Source organism: Microbacterium sp. LMI12-1-1.1 (assembly GCF_040676455.1).
Classification (GTDB): Bacteria; Actinomycetota; Actinomycetes; order Actinomycetales; family Microbacteriaceae; genus Microbacterium.
The window spans coordinates 1373941-1397126 of record NZ_JBEGIA010000001.1 but is presented as its reverse complement, the minus strand read 5'-3'; the positions used below and the strand labels follow the sequence as shown (position 1 = coordinate 1397126).

Below are 23186 nucleotides of genomic sequence, written 5' to 3'. Positions count from 1 at the left end.
GGCCGCCCCCGCCGCTGTCACTCTGCGGAGTTCTTCTCGACGAGCGAGGAGTACACCTTCTCGGCGTCGTCGTCGTTGAACGAGAGGTCGTTCAGCGCGACGAAGAACTGCGAGGCGACCGTCCCGCTGTCGGGTGCCTGGTAGACCAGCGGCGCCTCCTCGGCGGTCTGTGCGAGCGCGCCGAGCGTGTCCTGACCGCCGTAGTACTCCTGCGGCGAGGCGGCCTCGGGGTCGGCTGCCACGCCAGTCGACGCCGGGAAGAGGCCCTTCTCGAGGTAGCCGATCTTCTGGAACTCGGTGCCGCCGATGAACGCCGCCAGCTCCGCCGCGGCCTCGGGGTGCTCGCTCGCCGACAGCGCCGACACGAACGTTCCGCCGGTCGCAGCCGGTCCGCCCGGAACCGTCGTCACGCGCCAGTTGCCGGACTGCAGCTCGCCCGCGGATTTCAGCAGGCCGTCCTCCCACGCGGGCCCGACGAAGCCGACGATGTCCTCCTGCGTCAGGGCCGCGTTGAACTCGGGCGTGTACGGCTCGGCGTTCGCGCACAGGCCGTCCTGCGCCAGCGAGGCGGTCTCGACGAACGCGTCGTGCGAGATGGGCGAGTCGACGATGTTGACGTCCTCGCCGTCCTCCTGCTCGAAGTAGGCGTAGCCCTCCTGCGCGAGGCGAGCCTGGTAGACCTGGCCGGCGTGGTCGCACACGAAGCTGCCGGCTCCGGCAGCCGCGGTGGCGAGCTCGCGGTAGGCGTCCCACGAATCGATGGCTGCAGCGACCTCTTCGGGCTCCGTCGGGTAGCCGAGCGACTCGAGGACGTCGGCGCGATAGAAGAAGCCCCACGGGCCGATGTCGGTGGGGAGCGCAACCTGACGACCGTCGGGCGCCTGGCCGAGTTCGAGGCCCCACTCGACGGCATCGCTCTCGGCGGCCTGGTCGGACAGGTCGACGAACTCGTCGGCCACCGTGAAGAACGACGGCAGGCTGCCGCCCATCATGACGACGTCGGGCAGGCCGCTGCCCGAACGCAGGGCCGCGCGCAGCTTGTCTTCGATGTCGGGGATGTTCTCGAAGGTGATGTCGTAGTCCGGGAACTGGTCGGCGAGGATCTGCTCGACATCGTCGGGCACCGAGTTGCCTCGGGCCCACAGGGTGAGCGCCACGTCTTCTCCTGCGTCGCCGGCGCCTGAGCCGGCCGAGCTGCAGCCGGCCAGCAGGCCGACGGCGAGGAGGCCGGCGGCGCCGGCTGCGATCTTGCGAGAAACCTTCATTGTCTTCTCCGCTTCTGGAATGTCCGGTGGAGTGAGCGCCCTCCGCGTGCTGTATCCGGGTGTTACCGGTAACAACTGCGGAAGGGTGCATGTTCATTCATCTCCTGCAGATTATGCACGACTTTGGTACGTTTCAATAGTCGGTGACGATCGCCGTAGATTCGGAAGGATGACGATGTCCCACTCGCTGTACCGTCCCGTGGAGCTGGCGTTCGAGGCGCCTTCCGCTCTCTCCGTCGGCCTGGAAGCCCCGCTCACCGTGACCTTCCGGCACGCCGATTCCGGCGATATCGCGGTGCCCGGTTTCTGGGACGGTGGTACGACCTACCGTGTCCGCTTCGCTCCCGAGCTCGAGGGGGAGTGGTCATGGACGAGCGAGAGCGCGGAGGCCGCGCTCTCGGGCCGGACAGGCGCGTTCGAGGTCTCACGCGGCGCCGATCACGGGCCGGTCCGCGTCGCTCACCGCTTCCACTTCGCGCACGCCGACGGCACGCCGTTCCGCCCGGTCGGAGCGACCGCGTACAACTGGCTGCACCAGGACGAGCCGCTGTTCTCGTCGACCGTCGACGCGATCGCCGAGGCCGGCTTCAACAAGTTCCGGTTCATGGTCTTCCCGCAGGGTGGTGGCTACATCGAGCACGTCCCGCGCCTGATGCCGTTCGAGAGGACCGACGGCCGCTGGGACGTGACCAAGCCGGTGCCCGAGTTCTTCCAGCGCCTCGACCGGGCTGTCGAGGTGCTGGGTGAGCGCGGCATCCAGGCCGACGTGCTCGTCTACAACGCCTACGACCGCGGCCAGTTCGGTCTCAACGAGCTCACCGAGGAGGAGGATGCCGTCTACCTCCGCTATCTCGTGGCGCGACTGGCCGCGTATCCCCACGTGTGGTGGTCGCTCTGCAACGAGTTCGACCAGCTCGAGCGCCCAGCCGAGCGCTGGGACCGCACCGGCGCGCTGCTGGCCGAGATCGACCCCTCCGACCATCTGCGATCCATCCACAACTGGATCGAGCTGTACGACAACAGCCAGCCGTGGGTGACCCACGCGTCCCTCCAGAACGGCTCGGCCACGACGGACTTCGGGCGCGCGAACCTGTACCGCGACGTGTATGGCAAGCCGGTCGTCCTCGACGAGATCAAGTACGAGGGAGACATCCCCGACCGGTGGGGTCACCTCAGCGCCGAGGAGCTGGTGCATCAGTTCTGGATCACCACGGTCGCCGGCTGCTACGCCTCGCACGGCGAGAGCTTCCTGACGGCATCGGGGAGCCTTCACATGGTCGAGGGCGGGCCCCTGCGGGGCGCATCGCCCGCGCGGCTGGCGTTCCTTCGCCGGGTCCTCGAAGAGGTCGAGGGTGCGGGGCTGGATCCGATCGACAAGTGGGACGACCCGGCGTATGTGGCCGGCATCCCGCGCCGTCTGTACGTGCAGTACCTCGGCCGGTCGGCGCCGGCGACGTGGGACTTCCGGCTGCCGATCGGGTTCCCCGGAGAGCGCCCCGAGCCGGGCGACACGTTCGAGGTCGACGTCATCGACACCTGGAACATGACGATCGCGCCCGTCGGCCGGCGCTTCACGCTCGACGACGTGCAGCGCAACGATGCCTTCGATCGGGCCTCCGCACCGATCGAGCTGCCCGCGGGCGAGGCGCTGGCGCTGCGCATCACGCGCGTGGCGGGCTGACCCGTGGACGCGGCATCCGATCGCCTGAAAGCCTGGCGCGGGGGACCGCGCCTGGGGGCGGCGTACTACAACGAGTACCTGCCCGACCCGTCGCGGCTCGAGGCCGACCTTCACCTGATGACGGATGCCGGCATCACGTGCATCCGCGTCGGAGAATCGGTCTGGTCCACGTGGGAGCCGCGCGACGGAGAGTTCGATCTCGAGTGGCTGACGCCCGTGCTCGACGCGGCGCACGCGCACGGGATCGACGTGATCCTCGGCACGCCCACCTACGCCGTCCCGCCGTGGCTCGCGCGGGCACACCCCGAGCTCGCGGTCGTGCGCAAGGACGGCAGCACCGTGCCGTGGGGCGGACGCCAGGAGGTGGACTACACGTCGGAGCTGTTCCGCGGCTATGCGGAGCGCGTGATCCGCGCGGTGATCGGCCGGCATGGCCGGCATCCGGCGGTCATCGGCGTGCAGCTCGACAACGAGGCCGGCCTGCATCTGATCCACAACGAGCACGTCGTCGGGCGATTCCGCGAGTGGGTCGCGGACCGCTACGGCGATGTCGACACGCTCAACCGCGCGTGGGGGCTGACGTACTGGTCGCACCGCATCGCCGAGTGGGACGAGCTGTGGGCGCCGTCGGGCAACACCACTCCCGCCTACGACCTCGCCTGGCGGCGGTTCCAGGCCGAGCTGACCGCGGACTTCATCGGCTGGCAGGCCGACCTGGTCCGCCCGCTCGTGGCCGACGACACGTTCCTCACCACCTGCATCGCCTACCAGCGGCCGGCGATGGACGACGTCGCCGTCGGCGCGCGGCTCGACATCGCCAGCGGCAACGCCTACTACCTCGCCCAGGACGCGATGGACCTCGAGCGCGAGGGCGCGGGCGGCCAGTGGTACGCCGACGACGTGCCGCAGTTCGTGCTCATGGCCGACCGCATGCGGGCGTCGCGGCAGGGCCCGTTCCTCGTCACCGAGACCGGCGCCGCCTCCATCGGCCCCGCCTGGCTCACCCGTCCGCCGTACGACGGTCAGCTCGCCCAGGCGGCGTGGCTGCTCGTCGCGCGCGGGGCGCGGCTCGTGTCGTACTGGCACTGGCACACGCTGCACTCGGGCGCCGAGGTGCACTGGGGCGGCGTTCTGGGTCACGACCTGGAACCCGGGCGCATCCATTCCGAGGTCGCCGCGATCGGCCGGCAGTTCGCCGCGGCGGCGCCGTGGCTGACGGATGCCGAGCCCGACGCCGACGTCGGCCTGGTGTACGCGCACGACAGCGAGTGGATGATGACGTTCGAGCCGCCGCTCGCGCGCGGTTCCGATGCCGATCGCGGCTCGTATGCGCGAATCGTGGGCGCGTTCGGACGCGCGGCGGTCGATGCGGGGCTGCAGGTGGGATTCGTGAACGAGCGGCAGCTGCCCGACGCGGGCGAGCTTGTGCGGCGATACCCGGTGCTGGTCGTGCCGGGGCTGATCGCGGCATCCGATCCGACGCTCGAGACGCTCGTCGAGTACGCCCGTCTCGGCGGACGGCTCGTGATCGGCCCCCGCACCGGGTACGGCGACGACGAGGGCCGCATGCGCCCCGTACGGGCGCCCGCGATCGTCGGACCGGCGGCCGGGGTCGGCTACCGGGAGTTCGGGGCGCTCGCCGAGCCGATCGAGGTCGTCCGCGACGGCGCGGTCGTCGGCACTGCGCACGGCTGGTCCGACGGGCTCGAGCCCGACGGAGCCGCCGTCGTCCTGGGGTACCGGCATCCGCTGTTCGGCCGATGGGCGGCGGTCACGCGCCGCGAGGTCGGTGCGGGCACGATCACGACGGTCGGCACGCTCCTCGACCGCGCGACGCTGGCGGACGTGATGACGGATGCCGCGGCCCGCGGATCCGGGCGCGAGGAGGCCGTGGCGTCTGCGCTCCCGGGTGCCTCCGCGATCCTCACGGGGCGCCCGGCCTCGGTCACCGCGCACTCTCTGACCGGCGCTCAGGGTCGCGTGTGGGTGGTGCACAACTGGTCGCCGCAGACCCGCACCGTCCGGGTCGCGGCGGACGCGGCATCCGTCCTGGATGACACGGTGCACCGGGCGGGCACGCAGGTCGAGCTCGCACCGTGGGATGTGCGGGTCTGGCGCCAGGCGCCGTCCGCCACGGAGCGGAGCGCCCCCTCTGTGTGACCAGTTCACTTGCGCTGAACGTACGCCGATCGCCCGGCTTCACGTACGTTCAGCGCAAGTGAACACGGTGAGCGGATGCCGTGGGCGTGGGGGTGTTACGGGGCGCGGCGGTACTCGCGGGGGGAGACGCCGCGCAGGCGCTTGAACGTCCGGCCGAAGTGGGAGAGGTCGCGGAAGCCGGCGGTGGCGCCGATGTCGGCGATGCTGCGATCGGTCGTGCGCAGGAGGGTGGCCGCGTAGCCGATCCGCAGGCGCGCGACGTACGCCGAGATCGTCTCTCCGGTGGAGGTCGCGAACGCGCGCGAGAGGTACGTCCGCTCCAGGTGCACCAGGGCGGCCAGGTCGGCGAGGCTCTGGTTCTCGGTGAAGGAGCGATCCAGGTGCGCCCGCACCTCGTCGACGGCGACGTCGGTGCGGGTGCGGGTGCTGCGGGCAGGCAGGAAGCCGTGGGCCGTGATCGCCCGCGCGCACTCGACGAGCAGCGCCCGCCGCAGGCCGGCGACGATGTCGCCCGTGCCCGGCCCCGGGTGGAGGGTCTCGCGCTCCAGCAGTTCGAGCAGTGCGCGCGTCGCCGCGACGTCGTCGATCGCGACCTGCGGAAGCCGCACCCGGGGTGCATCGCCGAGGGGCAGGAGGGCGGCGAGGGCGCGGTCCAGCGGCGGCGACAGCGGCAGGACCGGATGCGCGTCGACGTCGAGGTAGACGTTCACGACCTCGAGCGCATCGCCGTCGGTGATGAGCCCGTGACGCTCTCCCGTGCGCGTGACGGCGAACGACGGGCCGGTGATCGCGTACTGGGTCTCGTCGAGGACGTGGCGGCCGGTGCCGCGCAGTACGAAGGTGAGGAGGACGACGTCCACCCCGTGCAGGTCGAGCGTCGGACTGACGAAGTCCGTGAACCTCTCGGCCGCGACGCCGTGCTGTTCGAGCGTGGGGTGGCGTCCGCGGACGCGGACGCGGACGTCAGGCACGGCCGTCAACATCCTCCGACATGACGTCAACATACACGTGGAATGCGCCACGGAATCGGCGGATATTGCTCTTATGACGATCTTCGCCGACACCACGGCCTGCGTGGGCGCAGGCCAGTGCGCCCTTGTGGCGGGCACGCTCTTCGACCAGGACGATGACGGGATCGTCGTCGTGCTCGACGCCGACCCGACCGCGGACGACGACGTCGCGGCGGCCGTGCGGGCGGCATCCCTCTGCCCCGCGCGGGCGATCCGGGTGGCGGACCGATGACGCACGTGCTCATCGTCGGCGCCTCGCTCGCGGGGCTGACGACCGCCGAGAGCCTGCGCGCCGAGGGCTTCGACGGGCGCATCACGCTCCTCGGCGGCGAACGCCACGCGCCCTACAGCCGCCCGGCCATGTCGAAGCAAGTCCTCTCCGGGGAGTGGGATGCCGCTCCGATCCGCGGCCGCGCCGAGCTCGCCGGGCTCGGCGCGACCTTCCGCCTCGGCCGCCCCGCCACAGGGCTGGACCCGCGGCGGCGCCAAGTGGCGGTCGGTCGCGAACGCATCGCCTACGACGAGCTGGTGATCGCCACCGGCGCGGTGGCGCGGCATCCGTTCCCGGCGGCCCAGACCCTGCGGACGATCGAGGACGCGCACCGACTGCGCGGGCGGCTCGCGCGCGGCGACAGCGTGGCGATCATCGGGGCGGGCGTGCTCGGCTGCGAGGTGGCCTCGGCGGCGCGCGCCGCGGGATGCGCGGTGGCGCTGATCGCCCGTGACGAGGGGGTGTCGCTCGGCACCCTCGGCCCGCGCCTCTCGGAGCGCATCGCCGGTCTGCTGCGTGAGAACGGTGTCGAGCTGCGCACCCGTGCCCACGTCGTCGCGGTGGATGCCGCCGGCGCGCAGCTCGCCGACGGTACCACTGTCGGCGCGTCGACGGTCGTGAGCGCCCTCGGCTGCACCCCCGCCGTGGACTGGCTGCGCGGGTCCGGCGTCGAGATCGCGGACGGCGTGGTGTGCGACGCCGATGGCCGGGTGGCGGACGGGATCCACGCGGTCGGGGACGTCGCGGCCTGGACCGATCCGGCGGACGGCCGCCCACGACGCACCGCGCACCAGCAGACGGCGATCCTGCAGGCGCAGACAGTGGCCCGTGCCATCGCGACCGGCGCGGCATCCCTGCCCATCGAGCCGTTCTTCTGGACGACGCTGTTCGGCACGCGGATCCTCGTCCACGGCCGGGTGCGGCCCGACGCGGAGCTCGACGCGCTCGCGGGTGATGCCGACGGCGACCGCTTCGTCGTCGCCACCCGGCGCGAGGGACGCGTGGAGGCGCTTATCGGCTGGAACATGGCGCGCGAGTTCCGGATGGCCCGGGCCGAGCTCCCGCGCGCCGAAAGGAGCCTCGTATGACCGGATGTCCGTATCACGAGCGTCGCCTGCCCACCGACGGCACGCCTCTCGCACCGTCGCCGGCGCTGGCGACATGGCGCGACGAAGCGCCCGCGACGCCGCTCCACTACCCCGACGGGCCTGACGGACTCATCGTCACCCGGCATGCGCTCGCACGCGATGTGCTGGCGGATCCGAGGTTCACGGTCGCGGTCCACCGCTTCCCTCAGCCGCAGGACGGGGCCGACCTCGACGGCCTCGACGAGGGCGCGCGCGCCTCACTCGCCGCTTCGAACCTGCTCGCCCTCGACGGCGATCAGCACCTCCGCATGAGGAGAGCGATCATCTCGCAGTTCTCGATGCGCGCCGTCCGGGCGCGCGAGGACGCGGTCGCCGGCATCGTGACCTCGCAGCTCGCCGAGTTCCTCGCCCGCGATCAGCCGGCAGATCTGTTCGCGCACTACGCGACGCCGATCTCGATGCGGACGCACTGCCTCGTCCTGGGCGTGCCCGACGCGCTGACACCGCGATTCGGCGAGCTGTTCGTCACGGGGACGTCCGCGACCCAGGAGAAGTTCGACTACATCCGCGACGTCCTCGCCGAGAAGGAAGGCGCATCCGGCGACGACGTGATCACCCACCTGCTGCAGGGCGAATGGACGCGTGCCGAGGTCGAAGGGATCCTGCTGGTCCTGATGACCTCCGGCCGCGATTCGGTGGCCTACCTCATCGCCACGGCAATGGTCGCGCTGCTCACGCACCCCGACCAGCTCGTCGTCCTGCGGGAGGATCCCACGGCGCTCCCGGCAGCGATCGAGGAGTTCATGCGAGTGGGGGCGATGTTCGTCACCCTGTTCCCTCGCACAGCGCGGGAGGACCTCGAGCTGCACGGCGTCGCGATCGCCGCGGGCACGACCGTCGCCGTCTCGCCCGTGGCCGCGAATCACGACGAGCGGCAGTACGAGGATCCCGACCGGTTCGACGTCACTCGTGACGCGTTCGGTCATCTCGGCTTCGGGCACGGGCCGCACGGCTGCGTCGGCCAGCAGCTCGCGCGCCTCGAGATCCGCGAAGCCGTCGGGCAGCTGCTGGCCGCGGCGCCCGGCATCCGTCTGGTGCATGCCGAGCAGCTCTCTCCGCTGCCGTTCGCGCATCCCGTCGCGACCTACGAGGCCGGCGCCGTCGAGGTCGCGTGGCGCTGACCCCCCTCGTGGCTCCGTTTCACTTGCGCTGAATGTACGCCGATCGGCCCGTTTCGCGTACGTTCAGCGCAAGTGAACCGGGTGGGACGTGGGGGCGGGGGCGGGGGCGGGGGCGGGGCGTCAGAGCGACAGGAACGAGCCTGGCGGGACGTCGGCGGTGCGGGTCGTGCCGCCGGGAAGCTCGACCTCGACCCGGCGCGGGCGATCGTCGAGATTGGCGACCAGGATCGTGGCGCCGCCGCCGCCGCCGCCGCTGCCGCTGCCGCTGCCGCCGCCGCCGCTGTCGCCGGCGGTGCGGGCGCCGATGGCCCAGACGAGACCATCGGGGGAGTCGCCGCGGAGGCCCGTCGCACCAGCCAGCGCGGCCAGTGCCGAGACCGCGTCGAACACGGGAAGTGTGGTTCCGTCGGACATGCGGACGCCGCGCGGCCCCCACTCCTCGAAGTAGGCGAGCGTGGCGACACCGGGCACGGCGAGGGCGGCGGCGCTGGCGACGGTCCAGGCAGCGAGCTGCGGTGCCGACTGTCGCGGATCGACCGCGTCGATCAATGCGGAGCCGTAGCCGTCGCGCAGGTCGTCGTGCGCGGGCATCGGCGGGGGAGTCGTCGCCACATCGTTGAAGTGCGGACGCAGCGAGATCGGGCCGATGTGCACCGGGAGTCCTGCGGCGATGCTCACACCCTGCGTGGCGACGATCCGCTGCATCGGCAGTGCCTCGACCAGCTGCTCGGTGCTGAGGCTGTGGAACAGAGGCGTGCTGCTGAACACGATGCCGGCGAGCCCCCGCGGCAGGCGATGGTGCTCGCGGTTGAGCTCCGTGAAGTGCGAGCGCACTCCGCCCACGACGGCGACGTCGAGACCCGCCTCGGTCAGCGCGTGGCGGAGCCGGGCGATCGCGTCGAGGTCGGAGACATGGCGCGCCGGTCCAGTAGGCGGGAACGCGGTGACACGCGCGATCGAGAGGCCGCGGAGCGCGTCCACGGCCTCGTCGATGCTCGCGGGATCGGCGTCGTCGAGCACGAATCGCACGTCGAGCGCAGGAGGGCGCGCTTCGTCTCGCTGGCGCTCGCTCAGTGGCCGGAGATTGGGGGTGTTGGCGGGTGCTTCGTTCTGCTGGCGCTCGCTCAGTGGCCGGAGATTGGGGGTGTTGGCGGGTGCTTCGTTCTGCTGGCGCTCGCTGCCTGACTCGGGATGCCGGCCTGCCGCGCGGTCCAGGGCCGCGCGCCAGTTGCGGGTCGCGAGGTCGAGCTCGACGAGCACGGTCGCCGGCCAGGCGCCGCCGTCCGCCGGCCACCGGTCCGCCGGGGCCGGGTCGGGTGCCGTCGAGGCCGAGACGCCGATCGCCGGGAGCGGAGGCCCCTCCTCGAGCCGGATGCGCGCCACGGGATCCGGCTCGGCGGCCGCGGAGATGCCCGACACCGCGATGTCGATCGACTGCACGACCCTCTCGCCGGCGGCGAGCGTGTAGGGGAAGGGGAGCGCGAGCGGGCGGCTGTACGTCTTGTACGAGGCATCCGTCCAGTTGCGCTGGTCCTCCATCTCGAAGACGTCGCCGGTGAAGCGCACGTCGACCTCGAGCCCCTGGTGCGACCACGACAGGCCCGCGATGTCGAGAGCCGGCTGGTGCGGGCTGATGCGCTCGGGGAACCGCGAGTGCGCGACCGCGCCGTCGGAGTGCCGGACGTGCAGTGCCGCGCCCGCCAGTGCGGGCAGGTGCAGCACGACGAGGCCGGTGCGATTGGTCGCGAACTCGGTCTGCGACTCAAGGTCGGTGAGCACCCGCAGGCGCCCGGGCCCCCGCACCTCGGCCCGGACGATCCCGCTCAGGTCCGCGTCGAGGTCTGTCGAGTGCACGTGCAGCGTCAGCGCGAGGCCGGATGCGGCGACGCGGTCGACGATCAGCCCCGCCGTGTCCCAGTTGCGGTCGCGCACCACGGCGCGCACCGACCGCAGCACGACGTGCCCGTCGTACGCGATGTCGGCGAACTCGTCGTCGCGCAGCTCGAGCGACCACGGTCCGCTCCGCCACGCGGTCGCCGGCTTTCCGTCCCACTCGTCGCCCATGCGCTCCATCCTCGTCTTCGCTGCGGTCTGCCGCTGCTCCGCTGTCGCAATTGGTGCGCCGCGGCCACCGTTTTGTGACAGCGGAGCGGCCCGCACGCGCCGGGCTCGAAGCGGCCTGCGGGCGCCTGACTCGCGCGTGCAGTGCTCCGCGCCGGTCGCGCGTGGCCTCAGATCGTCATGCCGCCGTCGACGGCGAACAGCGCGCCCGTGGCGAACGCGGCGTCGTCCGACGCGAGGAACACCATGATCCCCTCGACATCGGCCGGCGCTCCGGCACGGCCCATCGGGATGCGGCCGATGATCGCCGACCGTGCCTCCGGGTCGCTCGTGATGGTGGTGACGAGCGAGGTCTCGGTATAGGCCGGGACGACGGTGTTGACCCGGATGCCGCGATCGGCGTAGGCCGCTGCGACCGTCCGTCCGAGGCCGTGGATGCCTGCCTTCGATGCGCTGTACGCCGTGAAGTCCCGTCCCTCGCCGTTGATCCCGGTCGGGCTTCCGGTGAGGATGATCGAACCTCCTCCGGTCTCCAGCATCGAGCGGACGGCGTGCTTGACGGTGAGGAAGGTGCCGGTCAGGTTGATGTCGATCGTGCGCTTCCACACGTCGAGATCGAGGTCGGCCGCCGCCGCGTCCTGCCCGAACAGCTGCACGCCGGCGTTGGCGACGACGACGTCGGGCGCCCAGCCCTCGGCGCCGAGCAGCCCGAAGGCGGCTTCGACCGACGCTTCGTCGGAGATGTCCATGACAGCGGCGCGGGCGGCGGGCCCGATCGCATCCGCCGTCGCGCTCGCGGCCGCGGCATCCCGGTCGGCGATGATGACGCGCGCACCCTCGCGGGCGAACCGCTCCGCGACGGCACGGCCGATGCCGGTGCCCGAACCGGTGACGAGCGCGGTCTTGCGTTCGAGTCTGGTCATCGTCGTCCTCAGCGCTCGATGTGGTCGAGGTGCAGCATCCGCGCGAGGTTCTTGTCGAGCTCGTCGTCGCGGAAGATCTTCTTCCAATCCTCTTTGATGATGCTCTCGCGGCCGTAGTCCATCGCGATGAGGCACGCGTCCGAGAACGGGTTGTCGCCGCGCAGCCCGTTGGCGAGGGCGACCTGGGTGTGGCCGTACAGGATGCTGCGCGCCGCCGCTTCGGGAACGCCCATCGTGTTCACGGCCTCCTGCAGCGCCTCGTTGAGGAGTGCGCCGATCATGCACGCGACGGTCTCGACGAGGGTCGGCTCGAGTTGCGCGAGCTGCTTGATGGTGACCCAGTGCACGTCGATCACGGGCGCGTAGATGGCGCGGACGGTCGCCTCGACGATCGCCTGCTTCTCGGGGTCGTCGGACTCGATCGCGGCGATCGCGTCCTGCGGGGCGGCGATGCCGCCGAAGGTGTCGGCCCACTCCTCGGGCGTCTGGCGCTGCAGGAAGATCGACGGGTGGCAGGGGTGCGCCACGGCCTGGATGACGTCCTCGCGGGTGGTCAGCAGCCCGGCATACGCCGCTGCGGGGTCGAGGGTCAGCACGATCGCGCCGGCCTTCAGCTGCGGCACGAGGTCGGCGGTGACGGGTCCGAGCGCGAGGTCGGGCACCGCCAGCACGACGATGTCGGCGTCGGCGACGGCGGTGGCGGCATCCGTCAGCTCACGGCCCGCATCGATGGTGCGCTGCCGGCCGGCGGGCGAGTTCTCGACGTACGCGACCTGGTGGGAGGTCCTGACGAGATTGTCGGACACGCGCATGCCCATCTTCCCGCCGGCGCCGACGACGGCGATCTTGTACGTCTCGGTCGAGGTGGTGCTCATGTCGTGCTCCTCAGATATTCGATGGTTCGGCGGGTCCATTCCCGCTCGGTGCGGATGGTCGTCTCGGCGTCTCCCTGCCAGGAGAGCCAGTGCTCGACGATCTCGTTGACCCCGCGTTCGCGGGGACGGACGGTCTCGAGCAGGTGCGGGTAGTCGTGCAGCCCTTCGCCCATCGGCGCCCCGCCGTAGGTGAAGCCGACCCAGCCGGGCTGGCGGGCGAAGGCGAAGTCCTTGACATGCACGTTCTTCACGTGGGGCGCGGTGGCCCCGACGCAGTCGCGCGGCAGCTCGAGCCGGGCGACGACGTTCGCCGGGTCGAGGCAGATGCCGAGGCGCGGGCTGCCGATGCGCGCGACCAGGCCGACCAGGTCGGCGGTCGCGAGCTGCTCGTACGTCTCGAGGGCGAGGTCGACCCCGGCCCCCTCGTACGCCAGCAGCGCGGCGCGCAGCCATTCCTCGGCCTGCGCGAGCGTGGGCCGGGTGTCGGGCGAGTACAGCATGCTGCGGACGAGCCGGGCATCGAAGACTCCGGCCAGGTCGAGGAAGCGCGCCAGCCGTTCGGGCTCGATGCCCTTCGTGCCGAGTTCGATCACGATGCCCAGGTCGCGGGCGGCGGCTGCGGCATCCGTCAGCTCCACGTCGCTCATCGACTCGAGCGGCGCGTAGTCGCAGATCTGGAACAGCTCGACGCCGAGTTTCTTGGTCGCCTCGAACGCGCCGACGAGCGAGAGCGGCTCGGGCACCTGGTCGGAGTGCTGCCAGAAGAAGGCGTACGTGCCGAGGCCGATCATGCGCTCGCCCCCGGCGAATCTCCGCGAGACCCCAGCGGGGGGACGAGACCGTGGGGTTCTCCCACGGTCTCGTCCACCCGCTGGGGTCTCGCCGAATCGGACGGTGCGACGCCGGTGCGACGGGCAGCCAGGACGCCGGCCTCGTCGAGCACCGCGAACAGGGCGTCGGGGTCGTGGGCGAAGCGGCCGAGGAACAGGCCGTCGACGCTCTCGCCCAGACGGGTGAGCAGGCCCGGGCCCGCCGATCCGCCGTAGATGACGACGCTGCCGGCGCGCGCCGGATCGGCGTCGAGCGCGCCGCGGAGGGCACGGGTCACGGTGGCGATGTGCTCGTCGGGAGCGGGCTCGGCCGCGCCGATGGCCCACACCGGCTCGTAGGCGACGATGACGGGCCCGGCCGGCACCCCTTCGAGGTCGGCGGCGAGCTGCTCGACGTTCGCCAGCGCGGCGGCGGGGCCGCCGAGATGCTCGGCCTCACCGATGCAGAGCACCGGGGTGATGCCGTGCGTGAGCGCGGCGGCGGCTTTGGCGGCGGTCACGGTGTCGGTCTCGTCGAAGAGGCGGCGGCGCTCGGCGTGCCCGATCTCGGCGACCGCGACACCGACCTCGGCGAGTTCGGCGGCGGTGACCTCGCCGGTGTAGGCGCCCGGCGGGAACTCCGAGACGTCCTGCGCGCCGATCAGCACCGGGGTGCCGGCGAACGCCTCGAGCGCCGCGGGGATCTGCAGGTACGTCGGGATGACGAAGAACCGCACGTCGCCGCCGGCCACGGCGGGGTGCGCGGCCGCGCGGCGCGCCACGTCGGCGAACCAGGCGCGCGCCCGCTCATGCCCGAAGTACGTCTTCAGGCTCACCCCGACCGTGACCTGCGCAGGCATCAGCAGGAGCCCGTGTTCTCGAACTCGTCGATGACGGCGACCTTGTCGGCCGAGGCCGACGTGGTGTCGAAGCGGTAGGTCAGCCATTCGCGCACGAGGCGCCGGGCGAGCTCGACGCCCACCACGCGCTGGCCCATGGTGAGCACCTGGGCGTTGTTGGAGAGCACGCCGCGCTCGACCGAGTACGAGTCGTGCGCGGTGACGGCGCGGATGCCGGGCACCTTGTTCGCCGCGATCGCGACGCCGAGGCCCGTGCCGCAGATGAGCAGTGCGCGGTCCGCGGTGCCGGCGGCGACCTGCTGGGCCGCCTCGATCGCGACCTTGGGGTACGGGGTGTGGCCGTCCGCGTCCACGCCGACGTCGATGACGGAGGCGACCCCGGGGTTCTGCTCGAGATCCCTCTTGAGGATCTCCTTGTAGTCGAAGCCGGCATCGTCGGCGCCGATCACGATGCGCAGGGGCTGGGCGGTCTCAGGCTGTGCCATGAGCGTTCTCCTTCATTGAGGTCTCGGTCGCGACGGTGTCGGCGGCGAGTGTTTCTCCGATGGCCGTCACGATGAGCGCGAGCGAGATCGCGCCGGGATCGGGCGTGCCCACGCTGTTCTGACCGTGCGTGCGGGCGCGACCCATGCGGGGGAGCAGGTCGGCGGTCGCGCCGGCGGCCCGCGTGGCGGCATCCGCTGCCGTCCGCCACGCGTCGGTCAGCTGCGCGCCCGCGTCGACGGCCTGGGTCAGTGTCGAGGTGAAGGGCACGAGCGCGTCGACGAGCGTCTTGTCGCCGACCTCGGCCTTGCCGTAGTCGGTGACGCCTCGTGATCCGGCGGCGACGCCCGCAGCCACGGCTGCCGCGTCGGGGCGGCCTTCGTCGCCCAGCTTCGCGGCGATCGCGTTCAGGATGACGCCCCACAGCGCGCCGGACGTACCGCCGGCCTTGTCGGCCCACGCGTCGGCGGCCCGCGCGAGCGTGGTGCGGGCGCCGGCTCCGGCATCCACTGCGGTCTCCGCAGCGGCGAGCGCGGCGTGCGAACCGCGCTGCATGCCGATGCCGTGGTCGCCGTCGCCGGCGATCGCATCGAGCCGGCCGAGCTCATCGACGTGGGCGTCGACGGTCTCTGCGATCGCGCGCACGGCGGCGAGCACCGTTCCGGCGGCGGCACGGGATGCCTCGTCGCCGGGTTCGATGACATCGGCGACGTCGGCCGCGGCCGTCGCGTCGGACCGCTCCTGCGGAGCGACCGAGCCGCGCCGGTAGGCCGGGGTGTCGACCGCGGTCTCCCACAGCGATTCCAGCGCGTCGTCGAGCCAGAACAGCGTCAGCGACGTGCCGGCCATGTCGAAGCTCGTGCAGTACTCGCCCACGTGAGGGTCGACGACGTCGATGCCGGCATCCGTCAGCAGCTGGGCGATGCGCCGGTAGACGACGAACATCTCCTCGTACTTCAGCGAGCCCAGGCCGTTCAGGATGGGGACGACGCGGGCCCCCCGGACCGCGTCGACCCCATCCGGCACCTCGGTGAGGAGCTTCTCGACGAGCAGTTCCGCCAGGCCGTCGGCCGTGGGGATGCCTGTCTCGTCGATGCCCGGCTCGCCGTGGATGCCGAGCCCGATCGCCATCCGGCCCTCGGGAACGCTGAACAGGGGGTCGTCGGCGCCGGGCAGCGTGCAGCCGGTGAACGCGACGCCGAACGACCGCGTGCGCTCGTTCGCGTGCTGCGCGAGCCGCGTGACCTCGGCGAGGTCGGCGCCGGCGGCCGCGGCCGCCCCCGCGATGCGGAACACGGTGAGGTCGCCGGCGATCCCGCGGCGCTTGTGCTTCTCGTCGGGCGTGGCGCTGAAGATGTCGTCGGTCACCGTGACGGTCTCGCACGCGATGCCCTCGGCGCGCAGGCGCTCCTGGGCCGCGTCGAAGTTGAGCACGTCTCCGGCGTAGTTGCCGTAGGTGAAGAACACGCCGCCGCCGTTGTCGGCGGCCTTCGCCACCGTGTGCACCTGCTGCGTCGACGGCGATGCGAAGAGATTGCCCATCGCGGCACCGTGCGCGAGTCCCGGGCCGACGAGCCCGCCGAACGCGGGGTAGTGGCCCGAGCCCCCACCGATCACGACGGCGACCTGCCCGGCCGGCGACGTCGTGCTGCGCACCACGCCGCCCGGGACGCGCCGGACGTATCGCGCGTTGGCCGCGACGAAGCCGTCGATCATCTCGTCGGCGAAGTCGGCGGGCTCGTTCCACAGGCGCGTCATCGGGCGTCGCCCTTCGGGTCGGCCGCGGCCCGCAGGGCGTCCGCGTCGACGGTGGGCGCGTCGGCATCCGACTCGTCGACCGTGACCGGGCTGATGCGGTTGCTGCGGGCGAGCAGCACCATGAGCACGGCCGACACCAGCATGACGAAGCCGACGATGAACATCGGCACCTCGTATCCGCCGGTCCAGTCGTGCACGGCGCCGGTGACGAACGGCGCGGAGAACCCGGCCAGGTTGCCGATCGTGTTGATCAGCGCAACGCCCGCGGCGGCCGCCGCTCCGGTGAGGAAGCGGGTGGGCAGCGTCCAGAAGTTCGGGAGGGCGGCGAAGATCGCGCACGCCGTGACGGTGATGACCGCGATGGTCGCGGCGGGCGAGCCGGCGAACAGGGCGAGGGGGATGCTGATGGCGCCGGCGATCGCCGGACCCGCGATGTGCCAGGTCTTCAGGCCCCGCTTGGACGCGTCGCGCGACCAGAAGTACATGACGATCGCGGCCGGCAGGTACGGGATCGCGGTGATGAGGCCCTTCTGGAACACGTCGTACGTCTGCCCGGTCTGCGCCTGGAACCCCTCGATGATCGTCGGGAGGAAGAAGGCGAGTGCGTAGAGGCCGTAGATGAAGCCGAAGTAGATGAACGAGAGCACCCACACGCGGCCGCTCTTGAACGCGAAGCGCGCCGAGACGTGGCCGTGCTCCTTCTTCTGGGTGGCCGCCTTCTCGCGGTCGAGCGCGTCGGTGAGCCACACCTGCTCGTCGCGGGTGAGCCACTTCGCGTCGGCCGGCTTGTCCTTGAGGTAGAACCACGCGACGATGCCGACGATGATCGCGGGGATCGCGACGCCGAAGAACATGAACCGCCAGCCCTCGAGGCCGAAGAACACCTCGTGCTGCTGGATGAGCCAGCCGGCGAGCGGGGCGCCGATCACGGTGGTGAGGGGCTGCGCCAGGTAGAAGAGCATGAGGATGCGGCCGCGGTACTGCGCGGGCACCCAGAGGCTGAGGAAGAGGATCGCCCCGGGGAAGAACCCGGCCTCGGCGACACCGAGTAGGAAGCGCAGCACGACGAGCTGCTCGAAGTTCTGCACCCAGGTGAACAGCAACGCGACGATGCCCCAGCTGACCATGATGCGCGAGAGCCAGCGCCGTGCGCCGAACTTGTGCAGTGCCAGGTTGGAGGGCACCTCGAGCAGGATGTAGCCGATGAAGAAGACGCCGGACGCGAACCCGAATTGAGCGGCGCTGAGGGCGAGGTCCTCGTTCATGCCGTTGGGGGCTGCGAAGCCGATCGCGGTGCGGTCGAGGTAGTTGATGAAGAACATCAGCGCCACGAACGGCACGAGGCGCGTCGACACCTTTCGGATCGCGGAGCGCGCGACGGGCGGCGCGTCGGCGACGGTCTGGTTCTGGTCCACGGTGACTCCTGCTCATCGACGGTGATCGAGGTGGTTTCCCGCACCATTGTGACAAACCGGTTGACCAATTGCAAGCCGATGTCGGATGCCGCGCCTCAGCCGTTCCGAGCGCGCGCGGCGTCCGCGATCTCGATATCGAGCGTCTCGCCGCCGGGGCTCGCGGCACGGATCCGCAGCTCGACATCGGCGAAGCGCTGGGTCCACACGTCGGCCGGACCGGCGTGAGCGGCGATCGCCTCCTGCGCGTCGGGATCGTCGAAGCTCTCGTACACGGTCCACCTTCCGCGACCGACGCGCTCCGTCCGCCTGCGCTCGCCGTCGCACAGCCACGCGGCGACGAGCACCGTCGCGCCCGCCTCGGCGCGCACGCGCAGCGCGTCCAGCGTCGTGCCGGGAAGGCGGCTGCCGGCGACGACGATCAGGCCGGCATCCGCGAGCTGGTCGGCGCGCACCTGCTCGTCGAAGACGAGCACGCTCCGCGTGGCCTGGAAGAGGCCGTGCAGCCGGGTCTGCGCGGTCGCGCCCACGTCGAGCGGGAAGCGCGATCGTTCGATCCCGTTGAGCTGATGACGCGGGAAGTCGTACCCCGGGATGTGCAGGCAGCTGCCGTGGTCGGGGAGCTGCCCGTGGCTGAGCGCGTGCCACGCCGCGAAGACGCTCCGCGCTGCGGCGGGCGCCGTCGCGTCGCGGTTGCCGAAGGGGCGCTCGCCGCGTCCGAAGTCGCTGTCGTCCGCGTGCACGAGCGCGATATCGGCGCGCGCATCGCGGTGGCTCCAGCGGAGCGGATGCCGCGGCACGAAGTCGCGCACGAACTCCCGCCACACCTCGCCGTGGGCGGTGCGCTCGAACGCCCCCGCGCCGCGATGGCGGACGAGCACGTCGATGTTCTCGACGAACAGCCGGGTGGGCGCGAACAGGTAGGCGAGCCGCAGGGCCGAGGCGAACTCGGCGGGGGAGTGGCCGGGAAAGCCCGGCGCGCGCGTGAGCCACGGCCCCACGTCGGGGCCCCACAGATCGGCGCAGATCCAGAGCTCGCGCTCGTACTGCCGCGCCGCACCGAGTGCGGTCCCGAGCTGCAGCGGCTGGAAGGACTCCTTCATGACCTTGGGTGCCGGCGTCATCCCGGCCCGCGCGAGGGTGTGGAACATCACCGGGAACACCTGCTCGGCGAGTACCGGGACGGCGGCGCCCCCGGCGTCGGCGACCGCGGCGTCGACATCCCGCACGATGTCGCGGACCGTGGTGTCGATCACGGCGATCGCGTCCTCGGCGCCGAGACCGTCGGTCTGCCCGAAGTGCGGCAGGTGCGCGTCCCTGCGGTACTGGTCGGCGTGGATCTGCAGGTGCTCGGGCTCGTCGTACAGCACGCCGGCCAGGCGGCCAGAGGCGGCGGCATCCCTCACCAGGTCTGCCGGCGGGTCGTAGCGGTTCGTGCCCTCGACGTAGGGGCCGTTGATGTTGCCGTACTCGTTGCCCAGCACGACGTCGATCCCGGCGGCGTCGAGGTCGCGCAGCAGCGCGGCGTGGTCGTGCACGGTCGGGATCACGTGGTGCACGTAGAAGTCGGCGCCCAGGTCCTGCAGCGCCGCGACGAACTCCCGGGGACTCGGCGCCGGATCCTGGGACGGGATGGGGATGCCTGTACCCGTGCGCATGATCGCGTCCGAGGCGTCGCCGGCCCAGGGGTCCTGGAAGCCGACGACCGGTCCCTGGATGCCGAGAGACGGCCGGGAAGCGGGCGGAGCGGGAAGAGGGGCGGGAAGCGGATCGGAACCGGACACGGGACTCCTCTGTGGTCGAGGGCAGGTGCGGGGCGGGCTCAACGTCCCGCCCCGCACGCCGGGCTACTGGCTGCTGACGACGACGTCCATCTCGGCGAAGAACTGCGCCACGGCGTCATCGACCGTCATCGTCCCGAAGTTCAGCTCCTCTCCGAGTTCGCGGAACTTCTCGTGCAGCGAGCCGTAGCCGACGATCGGCACCGGCGGTGCCGCGCCGAGACGATCGGCGATCGACGCCTCGTAGTCCGCGATGGTCTGGCTGAGCTCGTCGAGGTTCGCGGACTCGCGCGCCGTCTCCGACGCGGGGAGCCCTCGGTTGGTGCCGAAGATCTCGCCCGACTCGGGCGAGTTGATGAGGAAGTCGATCAGCGTCGCCGCCGCCGCGGGGTGCTCCGAGTTCGACGCGATCGAGTACATCTGCGACGCCTTGAGGTACAGATCCTTGCCGTCCTCCACAGAGAGCGGGGGAGCGATCAGCTGGATGTCGTATCCCTCGCCCAGATTCGCGAGGAAGCCGGCGCCGGTGTTGTCCCACGTCGCGTCGCTCGCGCTCAGCGCGCTGTCGAACGCCGTCAGCGGCTGCACCTCGGCGATGCGCTGCTGCGGGACCAGCTGGCCGGCGTCGCGCTGCGCGGAGACGGACTCCCAGAACTCCGCGAGCCGCTCCTCGTCGAAGCCGGGCGTGCCGTCCTCGTCGAACAGGTCGGCGCCCTCGGCGCGCAGCTGCAGCTCGAAGTTCTCGATGCGGCCGGTCGGGTCCACGCCGCCCCAGACGTCGACGCCCGCGGCCTTCCCGGCGTCGCTGACCTCGGCGATCCACTCGTAGTAGTCGTCCCACGTGCCGTCGGTGAAGGGCTCGACGCCGAGCTCGTCGAGCAGCGTCGTGTTGAGGAACATGCCCCACGAGTTCGTCGACAGGGGCACGGCGGTGGTGACGTCGTCGACGACCCCCGCCGACAGCACCTGCGGATCGATCGGGTCGGTCTGGATGATGGTGCCGAGGTAGGGCTCGAGGTCGAGCAGCGACCCGCTCTGCGAGTACTGCCGCAGGTACGCGAGGTCCATGGTCACGACATCGGGCAGCCCCGACCCGGCCGCCTCGATCTGCCGCTTCTCCCAGTAGTCCGTCGGCGCGAGGAAGATGATGTCGACGTCGATGTTGGGGTGCTGCTCCTCGAAGACCGCAATGGCCTCGTTGTACAGCTCGGCGCGCACGTCATTGCCCCAGAACGTGAAGGTGATCGAGACCTCCTCGTCGGGGTCGAGGGTCGGCTGCGTGCTGGTCGGGGCGCCCGAGGCGCATCCCGTCAATCCGACGAGGGCCGCCAGTGCCACCCCAGCCGTGCCCGCCATGAGCTTCCTGCTCCGGAACTTCATTGTGATCGCCTCTCGTCATCGAGCCTCAGGAAACGTTTTCTCACATGCCCGTGAGAAAGGCGACCAGCGTCGCCTGCCGACAGTCTGACAAACCGGTTGACCGAAAGCAATCCCGCGGATGCCGCGACTGCCGTAGGTTGTTCGCATGCCCGCCTATCCCGACGACCGCTCGGCCGAGATCACCGCCGCGCTCGGCGCGCTGCCCAGTGGCACGCCGGTGTCGGAGGTCGCGCGGCGGCTCATGGACCTGTTCACGAGCGGGGATCTCGAGGCCGGAACGCGGCTGCCGCCCGAACGCCAGCTCGCGTCCACGCTGGGCGTCGGCAGATCCGCGGTGCGCGAGGCTCTCGCAGCGCTGGAGATCCTCGGCATCGTGGACGTCCGCCCCGGCTCGGGGACGTACCTGCGCGGCACCGCCAGCGAGCTGCTGCCGCAGACGCTGCGGTGGGGTCTGCTCATCGGCAGCAAGAACACCGCCGAACTGCTCGAGCTGCGCTCGGGGCTCGAGATCTACGTCGCCCGGCTCGCTGCCGGGCGTGCGACGGCATCCGATCTGTCCTCGCTGTCGGGCTCGCTCGCCCGCATGCAGAGCGGCGTCAGCGACCTCAAGTCCTTCGCGCGCGCCGACCTCGACTTCCACAACGCGCTGGCCGCCGCCGCCGGCAACGACACGCTCATCGACCTGCTTCACGTCGTGCGGTCGCTCCTGCAGGTGTACGCCGATCGCGCGGTGCACGACGACGCCGAGGCGCGGATCGCGGTCGACGAGCACGGCGCCGTCTTCCGGGCGATCGAGGCGGGGGACGAGGATGCCGCCGCCTCGGCCATGGCGACGCACATGGCGACCGCATCGGAGCGTCTCGCCGCCGAATCCGCGCCCTGAGCCCCGTATCGAGCAGTGCCCGTATCGAGCAGTGAAGGAGGCGCGATGGCGCGCAACTGGGCGGGAACCTACGAGTACTCCGCGCCGCGGATCGTCGACGCGACATCGGTGGAGGACGTCCGCCGGGTGCTCCGTGAGCCCGGGCGTGTCCGCCCGCTGGGCACGCGCCATTCCTTCACCGACCTGCCCGACACCACCGGCACGCTCGTGGACGTGACCGGCTTCGCCGCCGAGTTCGAGCTCGACGAGGCCGCGCAGGCGGTCACCGTGCCCGCCGGCATCCGCTACGGGGTGCTCGCGGTGTGGCTCGACGACCGGGGCTGGGCGCTGCGCAACATGGGGTCGCTCCCGCACATCAACGTCGGCGGTGCGACCGCCACCGGCACGCACGGATCGGGTGACGCGAACCCGGTGCTGTCGGCATCCGTCCGGGCCCTCCGCTACGTGGGCGCAGACGCCGAACTGCACGAGGTGCGACGCGGCGACGCGGACTTCGACGCCCTGGTCGTCGGCCTCGGCGCGTACGGCATCGTCGTGTCGCTGACGCTCGACATCGAGCCGGCCTTCCGCGTCCGGCAGGACATCTACACCGGTGTGAGCTGGGATGCCGCGCTCGCGCACTACGACGAGCTCACCTCGGCGGGCTACAGCGTGTCGGTGTTCTCGCGGTGGGAGGAGCCGTCGGTCGGCTACGTGTGGATCAAGACGCGCCTCGACGCCGACGACGACGTCGTGCCCGACACGATCTTCGACGGCGTCCGTGCGCTCACCGGCGACTCGCCGCTCGGGGTCGAGGACAACGTCACCGAGCTCGCGGGCGTCCCGGGGCCGTGGATGCTGCGACTGCCGCACTTCCGCCTCGACGCCCAGCCCTCGTTCGGCGACGAGATCCAGAGCGAGTACTTCGTCGCCCGCGCCGACGCGCCCGCCGCGCTGAACGCGGTGCGCGCCCTGGGCGACGGCATCCGCGCGCACCTGATCTGGACCGAGCTGCGCACCGCCGCCGCCGACGAGCTGTGGCTGAGCCCGGCGTACCGTCGGGACGTCGTGATCATCCACTTCACGTGGTTCAACCACCCCGACGAGGTCGCCGCCGCGCTCGCGCGCATCGAGGCGGCCCTCGAGCCGTTCACCGCCCGGCCGCACTGGGGCAAGCTGCACGGCTTCGACCGTGCCGCCATGGAGCGCGTCCACCCCCGTCTGGCCGACGCGCGCGCGGTGTTCGAGCGCCTCGACCCCGACGGCCGTTTCACCAACGCGCACCTCGAGAGGGTCGGGGTGCGCGAGCCGCGCTGACACGTCAAG

The 23186-nt window shown here is 71.5% G+C and carries 19 protein-coding genes; 7 read left to right on the top strand and 12 right to left on the bottom strand.

Annotation, left to right across the window (positions count from 1 at the left end):
• Positions 1 to 17 precede the first annotated feature (17 nt).
• On the bottom strand, positions 18 to 1265 hold the full coding sequence (locus MRBLMI12_RS06585) for an extracellular solute-binding protein (protein WP_363354973.1): 1248 nt from the start codon (positions 1263 to 1265) through the stop codon (positions 18 to 20).
• 169 nt (positions 1266 to 1434) lie between these two features.
• On the opposite strand from MRBLMI12_RS06585, the gene MRBLMI12_RS06580 reads away from it, so the two are divergent.
• Positions 1435 to 2946: a DUF4038 domain-containing protein gene (locus MRBLMI12_RS06580; RefSeq protein ID WP_363354971.1), complete on the top strand. Its 1512-nt coding sequence runs from the start codon at positions 1435 to 1437 to the stop codon at positions 2944 to 2946.
• A gap of 3 nt (positions 2947 to 2949) precedes the next feature.
• Positions 2950 to 5106, top strand: a complete 2157-nt coding sequence (locus MRBLMI12_RS06575; protein WP_363354969.1) for a beta-galactosidase — start codon at positions 2950 to 2952, stop codon at positions 5104 to 5106.
• Between the two features lie 95 nt (positions 5107 to 5201).
• Here MRBLMI12_RS06575 and MRBLMI12_RS06570 read toward each other — a convergent pair whose 3' ends face one another.
• Entirely contained in the window at positions 5202 to 6077 is an 876-nt protein-coding gene (locus MRBLMI12_RS06570) for a helix-turn-helix transcriptional regulator (protein WP_363354967.1), read from the bottom strand.
• 73 nt (positions 6078 to 6150) lie between these two features.
• On the opposite strand from MRBLMI12_RS06570, the gene MRBLMI12_RS06565 reads away from it, so the two are divergent.
• Genes MRBLMI12_RS06565 through MRBLMI12_RS06555 form a run of 3 tightly spaced genes read left to right on the top strand, consistent with a single transcriptional unit; the run spans position 6151 to position 8656 of the window.
• Positions 6151 to 6348, top strand: a complete 198-nt coding sequence (locus tag MRBLMI12_RS06565) for a ferredoxin (protein ID WP_363354965.1) — start codon at positions 6151 to 6153, stop codon at positions 6346 to 6348.
• On the top strand, positions 6345 to 7475 hold the full coding sequence (locus tag MRBLMI12_RS06560) for an NAD(P)/FAD-dependent oxidoreductase (RefSeq protein ID WP_363354963.1): 1131 nt from the start codon (positions 6345 to 6347) through the stop codon (positions 7473 to 7475). The genes MRBLMI12_RS06565 and MRBLMI12_RS06560 overlap by 4 nt, the downstream gene beginning before the upstream one ends.
• Positions 7472 to 8656 (top strand): cytochrome P450, encoded by a 1185-nt coding sequence (locus tag MRBLMI12_RS06555; RefSeq protein ID WP_363354962.1) that lies wholly within the window; start codon positions 7472 to 7474, stop codon positions 8654 to 8656. The genes MRBLMI12_RS06560 and MRBLMI12_RS06555 overlap by 4 nt, the downstream gene beginning before the upstream one ends.
• Before the next feature lie 120 nt (positions 8657 to 8776).
• Here the strand turns inward: MRBLMI12_RS06555 and MRBLMI12_RS06550 are convergent, their stop codons facing one another.
• From MRBLMI12_RS06550 to MRBLMI12_RS06505, 10 genes are all read right to left on the bottom strand, one after another.
• Complete coding sequence (locus MRBLMI12_RS06550) at positions 8777 to 10720, bottom strand: hypothetical protein (protein WP_363354960.1); 1944 nt, start codon at positions 10718 to 10720, stop codon at positions 8777 to 8779.
• 167 nt (positions 10721 to 10887) lie between these two features.
• Entirely contained in the window at positions 10888 to 11640 is a 753-nt protein-coding gene (locus MRBLMI12_RS06545) for an SDR family NAD(P)-dependent oxidoreductase (RefSeq protein WP_363354958.1), read from the bottom strand.
• Positions 11641 to 11648: 8 nt separating this feature from the next.
• Complete coding sequence (locus MRBLMI12_RS06540; RefSeq protein WP_363354956.1) at positions 11649 to 12515, bottom strand: phosphogluconate dehydrogenase C-terminal domain-containing protein; 867 nt, start codon at positions 12513 to 12515, stop codon at positions 11649 to 11651.
• Complete coding sequence (locus MRBLMI12_RS06535; protein ID WP_363354954.1) at positions 12512 to 13306, bottom strand: sugar phosphate isomerase/epimerase family protein; 795 nt, start codon at positions 13304 to 13306, stop codon at positions 12512 to 12514. Before MRBLMI12_RS06535 ends, MRBLMI12_RS06540 begins: the two co-directional genes overlap by 4 nt.
• Positions 13303 to 14184 carry a triose-phosphate isomerase family protein gene (locus MRBLMI12_RS06530; RefSeq protein ID WP_363354953.1) on the bottom strand — a complete coding sequence of 294 codons (882 nt, stop codon included), beginning with the start codon at positions 14182 to 14184 and terminating at the stop codon, positions 13303 to 13305. The genes MRBLMI12_RS06535 and MRBLMI12_RS06530 overlap by 4 nt, the downstream gene beginning before the upstream one ends.
• Complete coding sequence (locus MRBLMI12_RS06525; protein ID WP_363354951.1) at positions 14184 to 14669, bottom strand: ribose-5-phosphate isomerase; 486 nt, start codon at positions 14667 to 14669, stop codon at positions 14184 to 14186. Before MRBLMI12_RS06525 ends, MRBLMI12_RS06530 begins: the two co-directional genes overlap by 1 nt.
• Positions 14656 to 16425, bottom strand: coding sequence for a dihydroxyacetone kinase family protein (locus MRBLMI12_RS06520; protein WP_363354949.1), 1770 nt, complete (start codon positions 16423 to 16425; stop codon positions 14656 to 14658). The genes MRBLMI12_RS06525 and MRBLMI12_RS06520 overlap by 14 nt, the downstream gene beginning before the upstream one ends.
• Positions 16422 to 17840 (bottom strand): MFS transporter, encoded by a 1419-nt coding sequence (locus tag MRBLMI12_RS06515; protein ID WP_404910303.1) that lies wholly within the window; start codon positions 17838 to 17840, stop codon positions 16422 to 16424. The genes MRBLMI12_RS06520 and MRBLMI12_RS06515 overlap by 4 nt, the downstream gene beginning before the upstream one ends.
• A gap of 95 nt (positions 17841 to 17935) precedes the next feature.
• Entirely contained in the window at positions 17936 to 19621 is a 1686-nt protein-coding gene (locus tag MRBLMI12_RS06510; protein WP_363354947.1) for a hypothetical protein, read from the bottom strand.
• Positions 19622 to 19684: 63 nt separating this feature from the next.
• Positions 19685 to 20998, bottom strand: a complete 1314-nt coding sequence (locus tag MRBLMI12_RS06505; RefSeq protein WP_363354945.1) for an ABC transporter substrate-binding protein — start codon at positions 20996 to 20998, stop codon at positions 19685 to 19687.
• Positions 20999 to 21143: 145 nt separating this feature from the next.
• Between MRBLMI12_RS06505 and MRBLMI12_RS06500 the strand changes: the two genes are divergently transcribed.
• Positions 21144 to 21881 (top strand): FadR/GntR family transcriptional regulator, encoded by a 738-nt coding sequence (locus MRBLMI12_RS06500; RefSeq protein ID WP_363354943.1) that lies wholly within the window; start codon positions 21144 to 21146, stop codon positions 21879 to 21881.
• 45 nt (positions 21882 to 21926) lie between these two features.
• A complete protein-coding gene (locus tag MRBLMI12_RS06495; protein WP_363354941.1) occupies positions 21927 to 23177 on the top strand; it encodes a D-arabinono-1,4-lactone oxidase in 1251 nt (416 codons plus the stop codon).
• The last annotated feature ends 9 nt before the right edge of the window (positions 23178 to 23186 follow it).